The 18,642-nt window shown below is 76.1% G+C and carries 16 protein-coding genes and 1 pseudogene; 9 read left to right on the top strand and 8 right to left on the bottom strand.

What is annotated here, in order from left to right; genetic code table 11:
* Positions 1–121 precede the first annotated feature (121 nt).
* Positions 122–1,702 (top strand): sensor histidine kinase, encoded by a 1,581-nt coding sequence (locus tag ACIQVD_RS13505; RefSeq protein WP_402289499.1) that lies wholly within the window; start codon positions 122–124, stop codon positions 1,700–1,702.
* Positions 1,703–1,741: 39 nt separating this feature from the next.
* The gene (locus ACIQVD_RS13500) at positions 1,742–2,389 is read left to right on the top strand and encodes a response regulator (RefSeq protein WP_402288764.1); all 648 of its coding nucleotides are present in this window, start codon (positions 1,742–1,744) and stop codon (positions 2,387–2,389) included.
* A gap of 7 nt (positions 2,390–2,396) precedes the next feature.
* Here the strand turns inward: ACIQVD_RS13500 and ACIQVD_RS13495 are convergent, their stop codons facing one another.
* From ACIQVD_RS13495 to ACIQVD_RS13485, 3 genes are all read right to left on the bottom strand, one after another.
* On the bottom strand, positions 2,397–2,744 hold the full coding sequence (locus tag ACIQVD_RS13495) for a hypothetical protein (RefSeq protein ID WP_402288761.1): 348 nt from the start codon (positions 2,742–2,744) through the stop codon (positions 2,397–2,399).
* A gap of 153 nt (positions 2,745–2,897) precedes the next feature.
* The gene (locus ACIQVD_RS13490; RefSeq protein WP_402288759.1) at positions 2,898–3,857 is read right to left on the bottom strand and encodes a hypothetical protein; all 960 of its coding nucleotides are present in this window, start codon (positions 3,855–3,857) and stop codon (positions 2,898–2,900) included.
* Between the two features lie 1,074 nt (positions 3,858–4,931).
* A complete protein-coding gene (locus ACIQVD_RS13485; protein WP_402288757.1) occupies positions 4,932–5,606 on the bottom strand; it encodes an AAA family ATPase in 675 nt (224 codons plus the stop codon).
* 230 nt (positions 5,607–5,836) lie between these two features.
* Here ACIQVD_RS13485 and ACIQVD_RS13480 point away from each other — a divergent pair, with 230 nt between their 5' ends.
* The 3 genes from ACIQVD_RS13480 to ACIQVD_RS13470 all read left to right on the top strand — a co-directional run bounded on the left by ACIQVD_RS13480 (position 5,837) and on the right by ACIQVD_RS13470 (position 9,433).
* Complete coding sequence (locus ACIQVD_RS13480) at positions 5,837–6,718, top strand: RimK family alpha-L-glutamate ligase (protein ID WP_100834979.1); 882 nt, start codon at positions 5,837–5,839, stop codon at positions 6,716–6,718.
* 131 nt (positions 6,719–6,849) lie between these two features.
* Positions 6,850–7,509, top strand: coding sequence for a RimK family alpha-L-glutamate ligase (locus tag ACIQVD_RS13475; RefSeq protein WP_402288755.1), 660 nt, complete (start codon positions 6,850–6,852; stop codon positions 7,507–7,509).
* Positions 7,510–7,747: 238 nt separating this feature from the next.
* Positions 7,748–9,433 (top strand): GAF domain-containing protein, encoded by a 1,686-nt coding sequence (locus ACIQVD_RS13470; protein ID WP_402288753.1) that lies wholly within the window; start codon positions 7,748–7,750, stop codon positions 9,431–9,433.
* A 33-nt stretch (positions 9,434–9,466) separates the two neighbouring features.
* On the opposite strand, the gene ACIQVD_RS13465 is transcribed toward ACIQVD_RS13470, so the two are convergent.
* The 3 genes from ACIQVD_RS13465 to ACIQVD_RS13455 form a co-directional block, all read right to left on the bottom strand.
* Positions 9,467–10,771, bottom strand: coding sequence for an RNA polymerase sigma factor (locus tag ACIQVD_RS13465; protein WP_402288750.1), 1,305 nt, complete (start codon positions 10,769–10,771; stop codon positions 9,467–9,469).
* Positions 10,771–11,190: a YciI family protein gene (locus ACIQVD_RS13460; RefSeq protein ID WP_400685733.1), complete on the bottom strand. Its 420-nt coding sequence runs from the start codon at positions 11,188–11,190 to the stop codon at positions 10,771–10,773. The genes ACIQVD_RS13465 and ACIQVD_RS13460 overlap by 1 nt, the downstream gene beginning before the upstream one ends.
* Before the next feature lie 147 nt (positions 11,191–11,337).
* Positions 11,338–11,934: a hypothetical protein gene (locus ACIQVD_RS13455; RefSeq protein ID WP_402288748.1), complete on the bottom strand. Its 597-nt coding sequence runs from the start codon at positions 11,932–11,934 to the stop codon at positions 11,338–11,340.
* Between the two features lie 219 nt (positions 11,935–12,153).
* Between ACIQVD_RS13455 and ACIQVD_RS13450 the strand changes: the two genes are divergently transcribed.
* Both ACIQVD_RS13450 and ACIQVD_RS13445 read left to right on the top strand, forming a co-directional pair.
* Positions 12,154–12,939, top strand: coding sequence for a GNAT family N-acetyltransferase (locus tag ACIQVD_RS13450; RefSeq protein ID WP_402288746.1), 786 nt, complete (start codon positions 12,154–12,156; stop codon positions 12,937–12,939).
* 21 nt (positions 12,940–12,960) lie between these two features.
* A complete protein-coding gene (locus tag ACIQVD_RS13445) occupies positions 12,961–13,533 on the top strand; it encodes a hypothetical protein (RefSeq protein ID WP_402288744.1) in 573 nt (190 codons plus the stop codon).
* 22 nt (positions 13,534–13,555) lie between these two features.
* Here the strand turns inward: ACIQVD_RS13445 and ACIQVD_RS13440 are convergent, their stop codons facing one another.
* Complete coding sequence (locus ACIQVD_RS13440) at positions 13,556–14,410, bottom strand: hypothetical protein (RefSeq protein WP_402288741.1); 855 nt, start codon at positions 14,408–14,410, stop codon at positions 13,556–13,558.
* A 15-nt stretch (positions 14,411–14,425) separates the two neighbouring features.
* Here ACIQVD_RS13440 and ACIQVD_RS13435 point away from each other — a divergent pair.
* Positions 14,426–14,872: pseudogene (locus ACIQVD_RS13435) on the top strand (AAA family ATPase); the annotation flags it as partial.
* 233 nt (positions 14,873–15,105) lie between these two features.
* Here the strand turns inward: ACIQVD_RS13435 and ACIQVD_RS13430 are convergent.
* A complete protein-coding gene (locus ACIQVD_RS13430) occupies positions 15,106–15,789 on the bottom strand; it encodes a response regulator (RefSeq protein WP_400685716.1) in 684 nt (227 codons plus the stop codon).
* A gap of 819 nt (positions 15,790–16,608) precedes the next feature.
* Between ACIQVD_RS13430 and ACIQVD_RS13425 the strand changes: the two genes are divergently transcribed.
* Positions 16,609–18,570 (top strand): amino acid transporter, encoded by a 1,962-nt coding sequence (locus ACIQVD_RS13425; RefSeq protein WP_402288739.1) that lies wholly within the window; start codon positions 16,609–16,611, stop codon positions 18,568–18,570.
* Positions 18,571–18,642: the final 72 nt, after the last annotated feature.

Genomic DNA, 18,642 nt, shown 5'->3' with positions numbered 1-18,642 from the left:
CCCGGCCGCCCGCCCACCCCTCCGCCCGCGGAGGGCCCGGAGCGACGATGGTCGGGGCGGGCGGGCGACTTTCGGGGGCATCGGGGGCCGGGGCGGGGTGGCTAGGGTCGGGCGGGTGAGGATGCGGACGTGGATCGGGCGGGCGTTCCCCGGGCCCTGGGGATGGGCGGCGGCGGGCCGGGAGGTGCTCGGCGGGCTGCTGGTGTGCGGGCTCGCGGCGCTGTTGCAGGCGGGCGACAGCGGCGGGTGGCCGTCCGGGCTGGTGGTGGGGGCGTGCGCGGTGCTGTTCGCGCTGCGGCGCGGGCTGCCCGGAACGGTGCTGGTGGCGTCGGCGGCCGGGGTCGGCGGGCCGACCGGGTTCCTGCCGCTGCTGGTCGCCGCCGGGTACTCGGCCGGCCGCCGGATCGGCCGCCCGTGGCGGGCCCCGGCGGTGCTGGCGCTGGGCTTCCTGGGCACCGTCGGCGTCGGCGTCCTCCAGAACCGGCGCGACCACTTCCCGCTGCCCGTCCTGCTCGGCCTGTGCGTCGCCGGGTACCTGCTGATCGGCGTGCTGCCCGCCGTCATCGGCCGCTACCGGGCCCAGCGCGTCGCCCTGCTCGCCAGCCTGCGCGAGCACAACGCGCAACTGCTGCGCGAACGCGTGATGATCGCCCGGCAGGCCCGGCTGCGCGAACGCCACCGGATCGCCCAGGACATGCACGACAGCCTCGGCCACCAGCTCGCCCTGATCGCCGTGCACACCGGCGCCCTGGAGGTCGACCGCACCCTCGGCGAGCAGCAGCGCGAGGCCGTCGCCGTGCTGCGGCAGGCCGCGACCGGCGCGATGCGCGAACTGCGCGAGGTGGTCGGCCTGCTGCGCGAGGACACCGCGACCGCCCCCGGCGGCGTCGACGCCGTCGACCGCCTGGTCGAGACCTCCGGCGCGGCCGGCGCCCGGATCGAGCTGCGCCACCTGGGCCCGCCCCGCCCGCTGCCCGCGTCCACCGGCCACGCCGCGTACCGGATCGCCCAGGAGGGCCTGACCAACGCGCACAAGCACGCCCCGGGCGCGGCGATCGAGCTGACCGTCCGCTACGAGCCGGACGCCCTGGTGGTGGAGGTGGTCAACGGCCCCGGCGGGGACGGCGCCGCGGCGGTCTCCGGCGGGCAGGGCCTGACCGGGCTGCGCGAACGGGCCCGGCTGCTGGGCGGGATGGTGCACAGCGGGCCGCTGCCGGACGGCGGCTTCCGGCTGGCCGGGATGCTGCCCTACACCGCGGAGGGGGCCCGCGCCGCCGAACCCGAGGACGAGGAACTCGCCCTGCTGGCCGTCGAGTCGGCCGAACCGGAGAAGCGCCGCCGGAGCCCCGCGATGGGCTGCGCGCTCGGCGCGCTCGCGGTGCTCGGGGTGGTGGCCGCGGTCGCCGTGCTCGGCGCGGTCATGTTCGTCAGCTCGATGCGGGACGCCACCGTCCCGGCCCGGCTGTACGACAGCATCGAGGTCGGCCAGAGCGAGCAGTCCGTCAACGAACGGCTGCCGGTCGGCAGCGAGTTCCTCACCCACGACTTCCGGAAGATCGGCCCGCCGGTGCCGGCGGGCGCGCACTGCCGCTGGTTCGCCGGGGACCGGGAGAGCGGACTGGACGGCGACCAGGACGTGGTCCGGTTCTGCTTCGAGGACGGCCTGCTGGTGGAGAAGCAGCACTTCCATGGCAAGGTGTGAGCCGAGAACGGGCGCAGGCGCAGGAGGGGAGGACGGGTCGTGATCCGTGTCCTGGTGGCCGACGACGAGCCGCTGATCCGGGCCGGCATCCGGATGATCCTCACCTCCGCCCCGGACGTCGAGGTGGTCGGCGAGGCCCCCGACGGGGCGCAGGCGCTGCGGCTGGCCCGCGAACTCGCCGCGGACGTCCTGCTGCTGGACATTCGGATGCCGGTCCTGGACGGGCTGAGCGCGCTCGCCGAACTGCCCCGCGCCGCGCCCGGCACCCGGGCCATCGTGCTCACCACCTTCGGCGAACGGGAGAACGTCCTGCGGGCGATCACCTCCGGCGGCGCCGGCTTCCTGCTCAAGGACACCGCGCCGGGCGAGCTGATCCAGGCGGTCCGGGCCGCCGCCACCGGCCACGCCTTCCTCTCCCCGGCCGCCACCCGGCACATCGTGGACAGCCTCGCCGAAGGCCCGGCGGCCGCGCGCGGCGAACAGGCCAGACGCCGACTGGCCGTGCTCACCGCCCGCGAACGCGCCGTGGTCGAGCTGCTCGGCGAGGGGCTGTCGAACGCCGACACCGGCGCCCGCCTGCACATGAGCGAGGCGACGGTGAAGACCTACGTCAGCCGCATCCTGGCCAAACTCGACTGCGAGAACCGGGTGCAGGCCGCCCTGCTGGCCCGCGACGCGGAACTCTGACGCACCGTCAGATCCACTCCTCCGGCAGCGGGAGGCCGAGCTGCTCGGCCCGCTCGACGTACGCCTTCCGGATCCGCCGCAGCGCCTCGGGCCGGTACGGGTCGTCCGGCGCGATGGCCGACGCGACGGCCAACGCCTCGGCCAGCAGCTCCCGTTGCAGATCCGGCCGGAGCAACACCGGCTGGTGGAGGGTCAGTTCGATCGCCGCCAGCGCCAGCCTCGGCAGGTGCACCGCCGGGTTGTCCCCGGCCAGCAGGCGGTGCGCCCGGTACGCCTGCCACGGGGTGGGCGGCTCGCTGCCCGCCAGCAGCACCCGCGCCCGCAACGCCAGTTCCTGATCCACGTGTGAGGACACACGGCTCCCATCGATCTCGTCCAAAGGGGGGAATGCGGACGAGTCTGCGGCCCGCGGGGCGGGTCGGACAAGGGAGGACGGACGTGCGCTCGGTCCTACCGGAAACGGCCGTGAACAGGCAGAATGTGGATCGATACGCTGCCGGGCGGGGGCTCAGGCGGTGGCGGCGGTGACGGCTCCGGTGACTGCGGGGTCCGATTCCGCGCCCGGGTCGGTGTCCGTTGCGGTGGCCGGTTCGGCGGCTGGTTGGGTGGTTGAGGCGGCGAGGCGTTCGCCGATCAGGTCGAGTTCCGCGGACACCTGGGCGCGCAGCGCGGGCAGCAGGGCGAGGGCCGCGCGGGCGGCGTCCGGGTCGGGGTGCGGGTCGCGGTGGGCGGCGGCGACGGCGGTGCGCAGCGGCAGGACGGCCAGCGCGGTCTCCCACGCGGTGCGGTGCACGCCGGTGGCGTAGCGGGAGGTCAGGTACTCCAGCGGGGCGAGGGCGAGCGCGTCCCGGTCGGCGGGCCCGGCGAGCCGGTGCTCGGGCAGCAGCCAGGCCACCCCGTCCCGGGCCACCAGGTCGAACGCCCGGGACAGGTCCGGGGCCGCCGGGCCGCGCGCCGACTCGATGGTCGCCGCCGCCAACAGCCGCTCCAGCATGGCCGCTTCGCGCGGGTCGGTCGGCCGGTCGGGGTGCTCCTGCCCGGCCAGCAACTGCTCCAGGTGGTAGCGCTGGCCCCAACTGCCCACCGAGCGGTGCATCGCCCCGGCCCGGGTCTCCCGGATCGCGGCCAGCGCCAGCGCCCGGGTGGTCAGGTCCCGGCGCACCGCGAAGGCACCGGCCGCCCCGTCCGGGAACAGCCGCTCCAACGCGCACCGGACGGCGTCCACCGTCGGCCCGTCGTACCAGCGCAGCGTCCAGCGCTGCCCGACCGGTTCGTACTGCGGCTCGACCGGGACGCGGAACTGCACGGACAGCCGATCGGCGACCCGCCGGGCCAGCGGGCCGTGCGACGGGGACCGGGGGGCCTGCGGAGGCCGCGGGGCCTGCGGCTGCGAAGCCGCCGGCGCACTGTGCGCGGACCCGGGCGCGGGCGCGGCGGCGCGCTCCGGGGTGCGTTCGGGGGTGACCATGGCCGGAGACTAGCCACGGCCGACCGCAGGCCACGGCGCCGACGGGCGACGCGCGGAGCGGCTCAGCCGTTCGCCGCAACCCGCGACGCGAGAGGCGCGGCCGGTCGGCGGTCCGTCAGACGGCGCGGGCCGACCGGCCGCCGGCCTCAGCCGGTGGCGGGGCGGGGGAGCGATTCGGCCGGGGCGGGGCCGACCGTGGGTGCCCGGCGGGCCGCCGGGTTGCGCGGGCGAGTGAACGACTCGACCGGTGCAAGCCGTCAGGTGGCGGAACCGGGCCTGCTAGTGGTCGGGCCGGGGGTGGTCGGCGGTCTGTCAGGTCGCTCAGATCGCTCAGGCCGGTGGCCTCAGCCTGTCGGCGGGCCGTGCCGGGCCGTGGCCGTTCGGCGGTCCGTTCGGCGGCGCGGGCAGGTTTGCTGGTGGTCTGAGCCGGTGGTCGGGGCAGTGGTGGCGAGGAACGGTCGGTGGTCTGTCAGGTCGCGCGTGCGGGTTGGCCGGTGGCTTCTGCCCGTCGGCAGGCGGGACCCGGCCGGGCCGTGGGTGCCCGGCGGGCCGCGGGGTGGTGCGGGTGGATGAACGACTCGACCGGTGCGAGCCGTCGGGGGCGGAACCGGGCCTGCTGGTGGTCGGGGCGGTGGTGGCGGGGAACGGTCGGTGGTCTGTCAGGTCGCGCGTGCGGGTTGGCCGGTGGCTTCTGCCCGTCAGCAGGCGGGACCCGGCCGGGCCGTGGGTGCTCGGCGGGCCGCCGGGTGGTGCGGGTGCGTGAACGATTCGACCGGTGCAAGCCGTCAGGTGGCGGAACCGGGCCTGCCGGTGGTCGGGGCAGTGGTGGCGGGGAACGGTCGGTGGTCTGTCAGGTCGCGCGTGCGGGTTGGCCGGTGGTCTCAGCCCGTCGGCAGGCCGGGCCGGGCCGGGCCGGGTCGTGGCCGTTCGGCGGGCCGTCAGGTGGCGGAGCTGGGTCGATTGGTGGCCTCAGCCAGGGGTCGGGCGTGGCTCGTCGGGGTGGTCGGTGGTCTGTCCGGCGGCGAGGGGTGGTCGGCCGGTGGCCTCGACCTGTCGACGGGCCGTCAGGTGCCCTCAGCCGTTGGCCGGGACGGCCATGGGCGCGGCCGGGGCGGTGCGGGGTGCCGGGAGGAGGTGTTGCGGGGCCGGGGTGGGGGCGGGGGCGGGGGTGAACTCGATGGTGGTGAGGTGGGCGGCGGACGCGCGGGGCAGCAGGACGGCGGAGGCCACGCCGGGGGGCAGCGGGCCGTCGGCGGTGACCAGGGTGCGCAGTGCGGCGGCGGCGCGGCGGTGGCGGGCGAAGGCGTAGCGGGAGACCCGGCGGCCGCGGCGGCGCTGTCCGTCGGCGGCCTGCGCGGGGCTGGCGTCGAGCAGCAGCAGGTGCAGGCGGCGGCCCTGCCGGGCGGCGGTGCGGGCCAGGGCGCGGCGCACCCAGGGCAGGGTGCCGCAGTCGTGGACGACCAGCGGGCCGCCGGCCCGTATCGCCGCGCGCAGCCGCAGGTAGTGGGCGAGCCGGACCAGCGGCCGGTAGAGCGCGTACGGGACGCCGGGCAGGGCGCGGGCGAACCGGGCCCGGGTGTGCTGGGAGTCGATCACCCGGGCGCGGGCGCAGCGCCGCATCAGGGTGCTCTTGCCGCTGCCGGGCAGCCCGGAGACCACCAGGACGTCGTCCGCCGGGTAGGCCAGTCGGGCCGGGGCGGGACGGCCGGTCAGGTCGTGCCGGGCGTGCGGGCGCAGCTGCGGGGACACGCGGTCCTCCTCAAAGGGTCTGCCAAGGGTGCGTCATGTGAACGTCATGCCCAGGGAAGTCGGTTCCAGCCCTCGTCGGGGCGGCTGTGACGCGGCTGTATCCGTTCCCGGACACCCTGGGTGAAATGCGGCGGATGATCCATGGCAGGGTGGGCGGACGCGATTCGCCCCGGGGGAGTCCGACGGGGGCGGAGGGGAACAGTGGGAACAGTGGGAATGGGGTGGGGCGCATGAGGTTCTGCTTCCTGGTCGAGGAGCACTACCGCAACGACGGGATGCCGCTGGCCGTGGTCGAGCACCTGCGGGCCACCGGCCACCGGGTGGACGTGCTGCGTCCGGGCGCCGACCTGCTCGACCTCGCCGAGCTGGTGCGCGCGGGCGAGCACGACGCGTGGGTGCTCAAGACCGTCTCCGGCGGCCCGGGTCTGGGGCTGCTGGAGTCCGCCGCCGCGGCCGGTCTGACCACCGTCAACGACGCCCGGGCGATCCGTCCGGTCCGCGACAAGGCGCAGGCCGCCGTGGTCGCAGCGCTGCACGGCCTGCCGATGCCGCGGACCTGGGCCGCCGCCGACCCGGCCGCGTTCGCCGCGATCGACGCCCGCCGCTACCCGCTGGTCGTCAAGCCCGCCGACGGGTCCTCGGGGCGCGCCGTCCACCTGGTCGAACGGCCCGAGCAGCTGGCCGAGTTGGCCGCGCCCGCGGACGGCGGACTGCTGATCGCCCAGCCGTACGTCCGCAACGACGGCTGCGACCTGAAGGTGTACTGCGCGGGCGGCGAGCTGTTCGCCACCCGGCGCACCTCGCCGCTGCACCCGAACCGCCCCGCCGTGGAGCGGCCCGTCCCGCTGCCGCGCGAGGTCGCCGCGCTCGCCGCGCAGGTCGGCGAGGTGTTCGGCCTCGACCTGTACGGGCTGGACGTGCTGATCGGCCCGGACGGCCCGGTGGTCGTCGACATCAACGACTTCCCGAGCTTCCGCCAAGTCCCGGACGCCGTCGAGCGGGTGGCCGACGCCGTGGTCCGGCTGGCCCGCACCGGCTCCTCCTGGCCCACCCCCGGCGCGGGCCCGCTGCTCACCGACGCCGGGGTTCCCGAGGCCCGGGCCGCCCGGTGACGCCGCCCCGGCCGCCCCGACCGTCCCGGCCGGCCCCGACGCCCCGACCGCTGCGGATCGCCCTGATCGCCCGCGAACCAGACCACCCGCTGCTCGCCGGGGCCCTTCAACTGCTCCGGCGAGAAGGGCACGTGGCGGTCGGTCAGGACGAACCGGCGGACGTGGTGCTGCTCAAGGCGCGCGACCCGCACGCGCTGCGGCGGGCCGAGCGGTACGAGCGGGCGGGCACACCCGTGCTCAACTCGGCCGCCGTCACCGCCCGTTGCCAGGACCGCGCCTGGATGGAGCGCACCGCCCGGGCCGCCGGACTGCCGTTCGCCGCCACCCTCGGCGGCGGCGTCATCGCCGAACTCGCCTGGCCCGGACCGGTGGTGGTGAAGAGCCGGCACAGCCGCAAGGAGGACCTGGTGGCCCGGGCCGACACCCCCGCGCAGTGGCGCGCGCTCGCCGAGCGGTGGCCGGGGGAGCCGGTGCTGCTCCAGCGGCCGGTGTCCGGCGACGGCTGGGACCGCAAGCTGTGGGTGGTCGGCGGGCAGGTCTTCGCCGAGCTGCGCCGCTCCGAGCTGGAGCCCGGCGGGCCGGAGCGCCGCCCCTGGACGCCCGACCCGGGCGAGCGCGCCGTCGCCCTGGCCGCCGGGGAGGCGTTCGGGCTCCAGGTGTACGGCGTCGACCTGCTGCCGGGCCCGGACGGCCCGGTCGCCGTCGACGTCAACGCCTTCCCCGGCGTCCGCCACCAGGCCGGCGCCCCCGAGGCGCTCGCCGCGCTCGTGCTGCGCACCGCCGGACGCTGAGCCGCCCGCCCCGCCGGACGCTGAGCCGCCCCCACCGCCGAGACCGCCGCCCGTCCCGCCGAAACCGTTGCCCGGCCCGCCCGTTCCCGTCGTGACCTGCCGGTTCCCGGCGCGCGGAGCGCCTACCGCATCCGCACCCCGTCGGTCCACCCGCCCCCGGGCGTCTGCGAGAATCGGTGCGCGGCGGAGCCACGGACGAGGGAGGAACGCGGTGCGCGAGGAGGGACCGCGGTCGCGGATGCCGCAGCTGAGGCTGGACGAGCTGCTGGCCGAGCTGCAGGCCCGGATCGACGTGGCCCGGGGCACCCGGGACCGGGTGCATAGCCTGCTGGAGGCCGTCCTGTCGGTCGGCCGGGAGCTGGAACTCACCCAGGTGCTGCGCCGGATCGTGGAGGCGGCGGCCGTCCTCGCCGACGCCAAGTACGCGGCGCTCGGCATCATCGGCCCCGACGGCGACACCCTCTCGCAGTTCCTGACCGTCGGCCTGGACGAGGAGGAGATCGCCCGGATCGGCCCCTACCCGACCGGCAAGGGCCTGCTCGGCGAGCTGATCCGGCACCCGCAGCCGCTGCGCCTGGAGAACCTCACGGAGCACCCGGCGTCCACCGGCTGCCCCGCCCACCACCCCGAGATGCGGACCTTCCTGGGCCTGCCGGTGCGGGTGCGCGACGAGGTGTTCGGCAACATCTACCTGACCGACAAGCGCGGCGCGGCCGGGTTCGACGACGACGACGAGTCGGTGATCGCCACCCTCGCGGTCGCCGCGGGCGTGGCCATCGACAACGCCCGCCTGTACGAGGAGGCGCAGCGCCGGCAGCGCTGGCTGACCGCTACCGCCGAGATCAACCGCCGTCTGCTGTCCGGGAGTTCGCGCACCCAGGTGGTGGAGCTGATCGCCCAGCGGGCCTGCGACATCTCCGGCGCGAAACTGGCCGAGGTGTTGACCGCGCTGCCCGACGACAGCGGCCTGCGGGTCGAACTGGCCCTCGGCGGGGACGTCAACGGGCGGGTCGGGGTGGCGGTGGCGCTGGACGGCACGATCTCCGGCGCGGCCTGCGCGACCGGCTTCCCGGTCACCTCGCCCGACCTGGCGCAGGACCCGCGCTACCCCGGCTGCGTGCCGCGCTTCGAGGGCATGGGCCCGGCCGTCGCGGTGCCGCTGGGGCGGGCCGAGGGCCACACCGAGGGGGTGCTGCTGCTGGTGCGCGGCAGTGGCGAGCCGGAGTTCACCGAGCGCGAGACCGACCCGCTGCTGGGCTTCGCCGACCAGGCCGCGCTCGCCCTGGAACTGGCCGAACGGCGCCGCGACGCCGAGCAGTTGGCCGTCCTGGAGGACCGCGACCGGATCGCCCGCGACCTGCACGACCTGGCCATCCAGCGGCTGTTCGCCACCGGCATGACGCTGCAGAGCGCGTCCCGGTTCATCGACCACCCCGGCGCGGCCGACCGGGTCCTGCGGGCGGTCGGCGACCTGGACGAGACCATCAAGATCATCCGTTCGACGATCTTCGGGCTGCGGGTGCGCGAGGCCGGCGCCGGGCAGGGCCTGCGGGCCCGGGCCGTGCACGTGGTCGAGGAGGCGCAGGCCGCCCTCGGCTTCGCGCCCCGGCTGAGCATGGAGGGCCTGCTCGACACCGACGTGCCGCCCGCCGTCGCCGACCACCTGGTCGCCGTCCTCGGCGAGGCGCTCAGCAACGCCGCCCGGCACTCCCGGGCCGGCCGGGTCGAGGTCACTCTCCAGGCGGCCGGCGGCCAGGTCGCGCTGACCGTCCAGGACGACGGCGTCGGCATCCCCGCCCAGGGCCGCCGCAGCGGCCTGCGCAACCTGGAGGAGCGCGCCCGCACCCTCGGCGGCTCCCTCGCCGTCACCGCCCCGCCCGCCGGTGGAACCGTCCTCAACTGGACCGTCCCACTGGGCCACTGACGACCCGTCAGGTCTCGGGCACCGGGCCCGCCGTCAGCCCAGCGCCGCCGCCTTGCGCAGCAGGACGGCCCGTTCGCGGGCGTTGCCGCAGCGCCGGGCGGCGAGTTCGAGTTCGGCGCGGGCCTCGGCGGTGCGGCCCAGGCGGGAGAGCAGTTCGCCGCGCACGCTCGGCAGCAGGTGGGAGCCGGGCAGCCGGCCGGTGGCGAGCAGGTCGTCGACGAGGGCCAGCGCCTCGGCCGGGCCGCTCGCCATCGCGACCGCGACCGCCCGGTTCAGCTCGACCACCGGCGACGGGGCGATCCGGCCGAGCGCCTCGTAGAGCAGCACGATCCGCTCCCAGTCGGTCTCCGCCACCGAGGGCGCCACCGCGTGGCAGGCGGCGATCGACGCCTGCAACCCGTACGGCCCCAGGCCGCGCCCGGTCGACGCGGCCCGGCCGAGCGCCGCCACCCCGCGCCGGATCGCGGAGCGGTCCCAGCGCCCGCGGTCCTGGTCCTCCAGCAGCACCGCCTCCCCGTCCGGCCCGGTGCGGGCCGGGAAGCGCGCCGCCGTCAGCTCGAACAGCGCCAGCAGGCCGTACGGTTCGCCCTCGTCCGGCAGCAGGGCGGCCAGCGTCCGGGCCAGCCGGAGCGCCTCGTACGCGAGGTCCGGGCGGAGCAGGTCCGCGCCCGCCGTCGCGGTCGACCCCTCCGTGAACACCACGTACAGCACGCTCAGCACCGCGCCCAGCCGGGCCCGCCGCTCCTCGGCGGGCGGCAGCTCGAACGGGACGCGGGCCGCGGCGATGGTCTTCTTCGCCCGGGTGATCCGGGCCTGCACGGTGGGCACCGGCACCAGGAACGCCCGGGCGATCTCCTCGCTGGACAGGCCGCTCACCACGCGCAGCGTCAGCGCCACCCGGGCCTCGGGCGAGAGCACCGGGTGGCAGGCGGTGAACACCAGCGCCAGCACGTCGTCGTCGATCCGGTCCGGGTCCCACGGCAGGTCGTCCGGCCGCCCGCCGCCGGGCGCCGCGCCCGCGTGCGCCTCGCCCTCGGCGAGCGGGCCCGCCAGCAGCGCGTACCGCTCGTCCAGCGCCGAGCGGCGGCGGAAGGCGTCCACCGCCCGCCGCCGGGCGGTGGTCAGCAGCCAGCCCACCGGTTCGGCGGGCGCGCCGTCGCGCGACCAGCGGACCAGCGCCTCCGCCAGCGCCTCCTGCGCGACGTCCTCGGCCAGCGCGAAGTCCCCGGTCCAGCGCGCCAGCGCGCCGACCACCCGGGCGGACTCGATCCGCCAGACCGCCGCGACGGCCCGCCGCGCCGCCTCGGTGACCGGCGGGCCGTCGTCAGTGAGCGGCATCAGAGCTGACCGGTCCGCTCGCGCCACGCCCGCTCCTTGACGATCCACTCGTTGTCCTGCGGGAACTCCTCGATGCCCGGCACCCGCCGCACCTCGCACTTCGACCCCGGCATCGCCGGCAGCCGCTTCGCCCACTCCACGGCCTCCTCCTTCGAGGCGACGTCGATCAGGTAGAACCCGCCGAACAGCTCCTTCGTCTCCCCGTACGGCCCGTCCGTGACCACCGGCACCTCGCCGTCGAAGTCGACCACCGCGCCCTGCGACGCATCGTCCAGGCCCTCGGCGGCGACCAGCACGCCCGCCCGGATCAGCTCCTCGTTGAAGCGCCCCACCGTTTCGAGCATCTCCTCGAAGGGCGTCTCCATCATCTTCGCGAGCGTCTCGTCCGTCGCCCGCATGATCAGCATGTACTTCGCCATCGCCGCTCTCCTCGTTCTCGGGGCCGTGTCCCGACCCTCTCTACCCCAAGGTCGAACGGCGCGGGCGCGGATCGACACGGGAACCGAAAAAGTTCGTCCTTCTCCCCGCACCGCCCGTCCGACGGCCTCCGGCAGCCGCCGCCCGGGTCAGCGCGCGGTGGTGTGCGGGGTGCCCGGACGGCCGCTGACGGGGGCCAGGTCGATCGAGGTGACCCCGGCCTCCGAGCTCACCACGATCCGGTCCGGGCCGTACCACTTCGCGCCCTGGTGGGAGCCGGGCCCGTTGCCCTCGCCCCACGTGCCCAGGACCCGGTGGCGGGCGGACCAGCCGCCGCCGACCACCAACTCCAACTGGTGGACCGGATCGATGGAGAAGGCGACGTCGGTCACGGTCAGCACCCGGTCCGGGTGGTCGGGGTGCACCGACCGGACCACGGACGGCTCGTCGCCGGCCGCCATCGCGGACAGCAGCACGAACGGCGCCCCGGCGGCGATCGTCCCCACCAGGACGGCGGCGAAGCCGATCTGCGAGAACGCGCTGCGGAACTCGCACTCGACCACCACCGAGACCGCGCCCAGCACGATCGCCGCCCCGACCAGCAGCACCGGACGGTCGGGCAACTGCTCGACCTTCACCAGCCCGCCCGAGCGGGCGGCGTGCCGACCCGGCAGGTGAACCAGCACGGCCAGCAGCGCCACCCCCCTGAGCCACCAGGCGATCCGCCGGCGACGCCACGCCGGCATCCGTCCGCGGACCCGTCCGTCCGTCCGCCCGCCCCCGCACCCGTTCCCCTCCCCGATGATCGGCTGGGCGGACTGTACTACGCGCACCTGCCGGGCGTACGTCGGCCGTTCACCGGGCGGGAACGGGCGGGACGGGCGCGGGACGAAGACCGTCATGGTTCTGCAACAGCCTGCCGGAGCCCCTCCGGGCCCGGCGACCGGGGCGTCTAGGTTGGGCGGATGAGCCTTTCGACCGAAGCGGTCGCCGCGGCGGGGGCGGCCTGGGTGTGGATGCCGGACGACGCCGAGGTCGTCGAGGACGCCGGGTACACGATCCTGCGGCTGCCCGACTACTACGGGTTCGACCTGTCGGTGGTCTCCTTCACCCCCGCCGGACCGCTGGCCCCGGCCGTGGACGCCGTGCTGGCACGGGCCCGGACGCTCGGCCCGCCGGTGCTCGACTGGCAGGTGCTGATCGGCGACCCGCCCGGCCTGCGCGACGAACTGGCCGCGCGCGGCGGGCGGGTGAAGCTCGGCCTGGAGATCCTGGCCGCGGACCTGGCCGACGGCGCACCGGCGCTCCGGCCGCCGACCGTACCGGTGGAACTGCGCTGGGCCACCGACTTCGTGACGGTACGGGACGGAGCCGCCGTCGAGGTCACCGGCTTCGGCGGCGAACTCCCGCCCGCCACCCGGCTGGAGCGCACCGCGGCCAGGAACGCCAAGGCCACCCCGGCGGGCCGGGGCGGCACGCTCGTCGCCTACCTGGACGGCGAGCCGGTCGGAACGGGCGGCGTGGCGGTCGTGGACGGCGTCGCCCGGCTGACCGGCGGCGTGGTCGTCCCGGCCCGGCGGGGCCGCGGGGTGTACCGGGCGGTGCTGGCCGCCCGGCTCGACTACGCGGCGGCGAACGGCGCGACGATGGCCCTGGTCAAGAGCAACCCGGCCACCTCCGGGCCGATCCTGCGGAGGACCGGTTTCACCGCCTTCGGCCAGGAACCCGTCTACGCCCTCCCGTTGGGCTGACGGCGGAGCGGGAGGAACGTGGTGGAGCGACGGAGACTGATCGGGACCGGGGCGGCCGCGGCGGTCCTGCCCGCCTGGTGGGTGCTGCGCCGGGCGGTGGGCGGCGGTGGCGGCAGCGGTGACGGCGCGAACGGCGGTGGCGGCAGTGGTGGTGGTGGCGGTGGCGGGTGGCACACCGACCACGCGGCGCTGGAGCGGGTGTTCCCGGCGCTCGGCCCGCTCACCGACGCCAGGTGGACGAGCAGCCGGGACCACGACGACCGCGGCCTGCCCTCGCCGGACCTGGTGATCGTCGGCCTGGCCCGGCTCGCCCCCGGCCGGCTCGGCGAACTGACGGCGGCCCACCCCTTCGTCCCCGGCGGCCCGGCCGAGGCGGACGTCTCCGCCACCTCCTGGTTCACCGCACCGCTCAAGGGCCAGGGGCCCGAGGACCCCGAGTGGAACCGCTCGGACGACCTCGACCGCAGCGGCAACGGCCACCGGGCCGCCCTGTGGTTCGACCGGCGCAGCGACACCGTCCGCTTCCACGCGCTCGGCCCGGGCGCGGACCAGGGCACTCCGGCCGCCGGAGGGCCCGCGCCCGCCGCCGGGTGAGCAGGGACGGCTCGTACGGGTGTCAGGCCGGGACGTTGCCGATGACGGCCCTGGTCAGCGGGGCGAGCCGCTCCGACAGCCGGCCGAAGTCCGCGGTGCGGCCGTCGGACCACTGGGCCATGCCGACCAGCATGCCGCGCCCGTAGGCCGAGAAGTCCTGCACCAGCCCGCTGTCGGCCGGGAGCGCGCGCAGACCCGAGCCCTCGGGCGGGAGTTGGACCGCGACCTGGTAGTTCTCGGCGTCGGTGCCCAGCAGCATCAGCAGGTGCGGGATGTCGGCCGGGTCCTTCATGGTGAACAGCGCCAGGTCGTACTGGTTGCCGTCGGCGTCCCGGTACAGCGCCAGGTCGACGCCGAGGCAGCCGTGGCTCTGCGTGATCAGCCCGGCCAGGGTGGGGGCCACGGTGTCCGGCCCGGTGCAGTCCGGGTTCGCCACGTCCGCGACCAGGCTGTACCCCTGCACCTGCTTCGGGAAGACCGACAGCGGGATCGCCGCACCGGGCCCGCCGGACGAACCGGCCGGAGCGGCGGTCGTGGCGGCAGGCGAACCGGCCGGAGCGGCGGTCGTGGCGGCGGACGCAGCGGCGGGAGCGGAGGTGGCGGACGGCGCGGGTGCGGCGGCGGGCTCCGGGTGCAGCGGGCCGAGTGCGTACGCCCACGCCCCCGCAGCGGCCAGCAGGGCGGCGGCCGAGAGGAGCAGCAGGCGGTGCCGCGAGCGGCGCCGGGGAGGCCATTGCTGCCGGGCCGCCTGCTGGGCCGCCTGCTGGGCCGCCTGCCGGGCCCGTTCGGCGGCGCTCGGCTCTCGTACCGCGTTGTCCTTCTCGAACTCCCTGACGAATTCATCCCACAGATCGTCACCGGATCCACGCATAGTCACAGCCCCAGGACCATAGTGATCTTTGCTCCGCTTGGAAAGCGCGGTGTACGTCCCGTCCGGCGGGGAGTCGGACGGACCCGGAGGAAGGGGGACGGCCGGGTGCTGGTGGCGGTGGCGGGGCTGCCCGGGGCGGGCAAGAGCGCGGTGGTCGAGGCGCTGGGCCGGAAGTCGGCCGCGCCGGTGGTGTCGGTGGACCCGATCGAGGCGGCGATGCGGCGGGCCGGGACCGGACCCGAACAGCCCACCGGCCTGGCCGCGTACGCGGTGGCCGAGGCGGTGGCGGACGGGGTGCCGGCGCCGGGGCAGCACGTGATCGTCGACGCGGCCAACGCCGTCGAGGCGGCGCGCGGGCAGTGGCGGGCGCCGGCGTCCCGGCACGGCGGGTCGGCGCTGTTCCCGGAGGCGGTGTGCCCGGACCCGGAACTGCACCGCCGCCGCCTGGCGGGCCGCAGCCGGGGCATCGCGGACTTCCCCGAGCCGACCCGGGCGCCGGTGCAGTGGCTCCGGGCGGAGTTCGAACCCCGGCCCGCGCGAACCCCGGCCCGCGCGGGCCGCGGACCGGTCGGGCCGCCCGGAACGGCTGGTGCTGGACAGCACGGACGCGGCGGAGCCCAACGTCTCGGCGGCGCCGGCCTTCCTGGGCGCGGTCCACTGACCGACCGGTCACCCCCCGGGCGCCGCGGCGGCCCTGGAGCTCAGAAACCCCGCTCGCCGCTGCCGCCCGGCTGCGCGGCCAGGGTCTGGGTGGCGATCACCGCGGCCTGGACGCGGCGCTCCACGCCGAGCTTGGCCAGCAGCCGGGAGATGTGGTTCTTCACGGTCTTCTCGGCGAGGAACACCCGCTCGCCGATCTGGCGGTTGGTCAGCCCCTCGCCGATCAGCGCCAGGATCTCCCGCTCCCGGTCGGTCAGGTGCGGGAACTCCGGCGCGGGCGCCGGGGTGTCGCCGCGCAGCCGGGCCATCAGCCGGGTCGCCGCGCCCGAGTCCAGCATCGACCGGCCCGAGGCGACCGTGCGGATCGCGGTGACCAGGTCGGTGCCGCTGATCTGCTTGAGCACGTAGCCCGCCGCGCCCGCCATGATCGAGTCGAGCAGCGCCTCCTCGTCGTCGAACGAGGTGAGCATCAGGCAGGCGAGTTGCGGCATCCGTGAACGCAACTCCCGGCAGACCGTCACCCCGTCGCCGTCCGGCAGCCGCATGTCGAGCACCGCGACGTCCGGACGCAGCGCCGGCACCCGGGCCAGCGCCTGCTCGACCGTCCCGGCCTCGCCGACGACCTGGAGGTCCGGCTCCGAGTCCAGCAGGTCGTGCACCCCGCGGCGGACCACCTCGTGGTCGTCCAGCAGGAACACCCTGATCGGCGCCGAACCCTCGGACATGGCAGCACTCCTCCTGGCAGACCCCTGCACCCCGCGTACATCCCGCAGTCTGCCAAACCCGCCCCGCCCGCCGACAGGGCCACCCGCCCCCGACCGCCGCCCGTGCCGGGACCCGACCGGCTCCCGGCACGGTCCTGACCGGCCCTTGACAGCTTCCGCCCGGACGTGCTCGAACCGCCCGCCGCGCACAGCACCCTTCACCTCGCCGCGCCCACCGCCCACGTCACCCGCCCACCGCCCACGTCACGCGTCGCCCGCCACGCGTCACCGCTCGGCACGCCAGGGCGGCCGCCCGCCGCCCGGCCCGGCCCACCCCGCGGCGGAGCGGATCGCGCCGCACGCCCCCGCCCCGCCGGTGGTGCGGCTGCTGACGGCGGTCGAACCGGCGGCGGGTCAGCGGGCGCACGGACGGGCGGTGCGGACGGGGCGCGCGAGGGTTCCTCTCCTCGGCGGCGCGACCGCCCCCCGTGGGCGGCCGCGACCTTGGCAGCGTGTCGAAACGCTTCGGCGCGCGGCCAGGGGCAGGAGGTCCCGCGCACCGGGCCGATGGTCCCGGACCGGACGGACCGGACGGACCGGCCTGGACCCCCGCGCCCGGGCGAACCGTCCACCGGCCCCGCCCCGACGGCCCGGCGGCCCGGCGGCGTCCCGGGACCGCACTCCGCTCGGGCGCCGCCCGCTCGGGCCAATGAAGCGCGGGCCACGCCCCGGCCTGCCCCGGACGGCGGTGGACGTGACCTACATTGACCTGGGAGTCCGCCCGGCGGGCCGGAGCACCCGGCGGTCCCGGGCGGCCCCCTCCCGGACAGGAGCAGCACAGTGGTCGACACCGCCCCCGCGGACGGACGGACGGCGCGGCAGCGGTTGCGCGCCTGGCTGCTCGACGGCCTCTCCGACATGGCCAAGCAGTACCCCGGCCCGCACGCCGAGGCCCCCGACCAGCAGCACGGCCGGCGCTGGTGGAAGGTGATGTGCCTGACCGGCCTGGACTACTTCTCCACCCTCGGCTACCAGCCCGGCATCGCCGCGCTCGCGGCCGGCCTGCTCTCCCCGGTCGCCACCCTCGTGCTGGTGCTGGTCACCCTGTGCGGCGCGCTGCCGGTCTACCGCCGGGTCGCGCAGGAGAGCCCGCACGGCCAGGGCTCGATCGCCATGCTGGAACGGCTGCTGTCGTTCTGGAAGGGCAAGCTCTTCGTCCTCGCGCTGCTCGGCTTCGCCGCCACCGACTTCGTGATCACCATCACCCTGTCCGCCGCCGACGCCACCGCCCACCTGGTCGAGAACCCGCACCTGCGCGGCGCGCTGGGCGGCCACCAGGTGCTGATCACCCTGCTGTTGGTCGCGCTGCTCGGCGGCGTCTTCCTGAAGGGCTTCAGCGAGGCCATCGGCATCGCGGTCGTCCTGGTCGCCGTCTACCTGGCGCTGAACGTGGTGGTGGTCGCCGTCGGCCTGTGGCACGTGGCCACCGACCCGTCCGTGGTCACCGACTGGACGCACGCCCTCGGCCTGGAGCACGGCAACCCGCTCGCGATGATCGGCGTCGCCCTGGTGGTCTTCCCCAAGCTCGCCCTCGGCCTGTCCGGCTTCGAGACCGGCGTCGCCGTCATGCCGCACATCGAGGGCGACCCGGACGACACCGAGGAGCGCCCCACCGGACGCGTCCGCGGCGCCCGCAAGCTGCTCACCACCGCCGCCGTCATCATGAGCTGCTTCCTGATCACCACCAGCCTCATCACCACCCTGCTCATCCCCGCCGACGACTTCGAGCCCGGCGGCCCCGCCAACGGCCGTGCCCTCGCCTACCTCGCCCACCACTACCTCGGCGGCGCGTTCGGCTCCGTCTACGACCTCTCCACCATCGCCATCCTGTGGTTCGCCGGCGCCTCCGCGATGGCCGGCCTGCTCAACCTGCTGCCCCGCTACCTGCCCCGCTACGGCATGGCCCCGCACTGGGCCCGCGCGGTGCGCCCGATGGTGCTGGTGCTCACCGCGACCGCCTTCCTGATCACCTGGCTGTTCGACGCCAACGTCGACAAGCAGGGCGGCGCGTACGCCACCGGCGTCCTGGTGCTGATCACCTCCGCCGCGATCGCCGTCACCATCGCCACCCACGCCGCCCGCCAGCGCGGCTGGACCGTCGGCTTCGCGGTCATCGCCGGGGTCTTCCTCTACACCACCGGCATCAACATCGCCGAACGCCCGGACGGCGTGAAGATCGGCGCCTGCTTCATCGCCGCGATCGTGCTGGTCTCGCTCGCCTCCCGGCTCGCCCGGTCCTTCGAACTCCGGGTCACCGACGTCCGGTTGGACCAGGTCGCGGAACGCTTCGTGCGCGACACCGCGCACCGCACGATCCGCTTCATCGCCAACGAGCCGGCCGGCCGCGACCTCGCCGAGTACCGCGACAAGGTGCACCAGATCCGCGCCGACAACGACATCCCGGCCGAGGACGACCTGGTCTTCGTCGAGGTCACCGTCCGCGACGCGTCCGACTTCGAGGCCGAACTGCACGTCCGCGGCGAGGTCCTGCACGGCCGCTACCGGGTCCTCACCCTCGAACACTCCAGCGTCCCCAACGCGCTCGCCGCGACCCTGCTGCACGTGCGCGACACCACCGGCCAACTCCCGCACATCTACTTCGAATGGACCGAGGGCAGCCCCTTCGCCCAGTTCCTGCGCTTCTTCCTCTTCGGCCAGGGCGAGGTCGCCCCCGTCACCCGCGAAGTGCTCCGCGAGGCCGAACCCGACCGCTCCCGCCGCCCCCGCGTCCACGTGGGCTGAGGCCCGGCACCGTCCCCCGCCCGGCCCGGGTGGGGGTGGTCCGGGCGATTCCCGGTCGTGGTCCGGCTGCTG

The organism is Kitasatospora sp. NPDC090308, assembly GCF_044769485.1.
Lineage (GTDB): Bacteria > Actinomycetota > Actinomycetes > Streptomycetales > Streptomycetaceae > Kitasatospora > Kitasatospora fiedleri.
Note: the sequence above shows the minus strand (reverse complement) of the source record. Positions and strands in the feature narration are given on the sequence as shown.

Excerpts from the sequence above, each read along its gene's own strand:
- ACIQVD_RS13430 (WP_400685716.1), bottom strand. The coding sequence starts at position 15,789 with ATGTCCGAGGGTTCGGCGCCGATCAGGGTGTTCCTGCTGGACGACCAC.
- ACIQVD_RS13470 (WP_402288753.1), top strand. The coding sequence starts at position 7,748 with ATGCCGCAGCTGAGGCTGGACGAGCTGCTGGCCGAGCTGCAGGCCCGG.
- ACIQVD_RS13455 (WP_402288748.1), bottom strand. The coding sequence starts at position 11,934 with ATGCCGGCGTGGCGTCGCCGGCGGATCGCCTGGTGGCTCAGGGGGGTG.
- ACIQVD_RS13480 (WP_100834979.1), top strand. The coding sequence starts at position 5,837 with ATGAGGTTCTGCTTCCTGGTCGAGGAGCACTACCGCAACGACGGGATG.
- ACIQVD_RS13505 (WP_402289499.1), top strand. The coding sequence starts at position 122 with ATGCGGACGTGGATCGGGCGGGCGTTCCCCGGGCCCTGGGGATGGGCG.
- ACIQVD_RS13465 (WP_402288750.1), bottom strand. The coding sequence starts at position 10,771 with ATGCCGCTCACTGACGACGGCCCGCCGGTCACCGAGGCGGCGCGGCGG.
- ACIQVD_RS13490 (WP_402288759.1), bottom strand. The coding sequence starts at position 3,857 with ATGGTCACCCCCGAACGCACCCCGGAGCGCGCCGCCGCGCCCGCGCCC.
- ACIQVD_RS13460 (WP_400685733.1), bottom strand. The coding sequence starts at position 11,190 with ATGGCGAAGTACATGCTGATCATGCGGGCGACGGACGAGACGCTCGCG.
- ACIQVD_RS13450 (WP_402288746.1), top strand. The coding sequence starts at position 12,154 with ATGAGCCTTTCGACCGAAGCGGTCGCCGCGGCGGGGGCGGCCTGGGTG.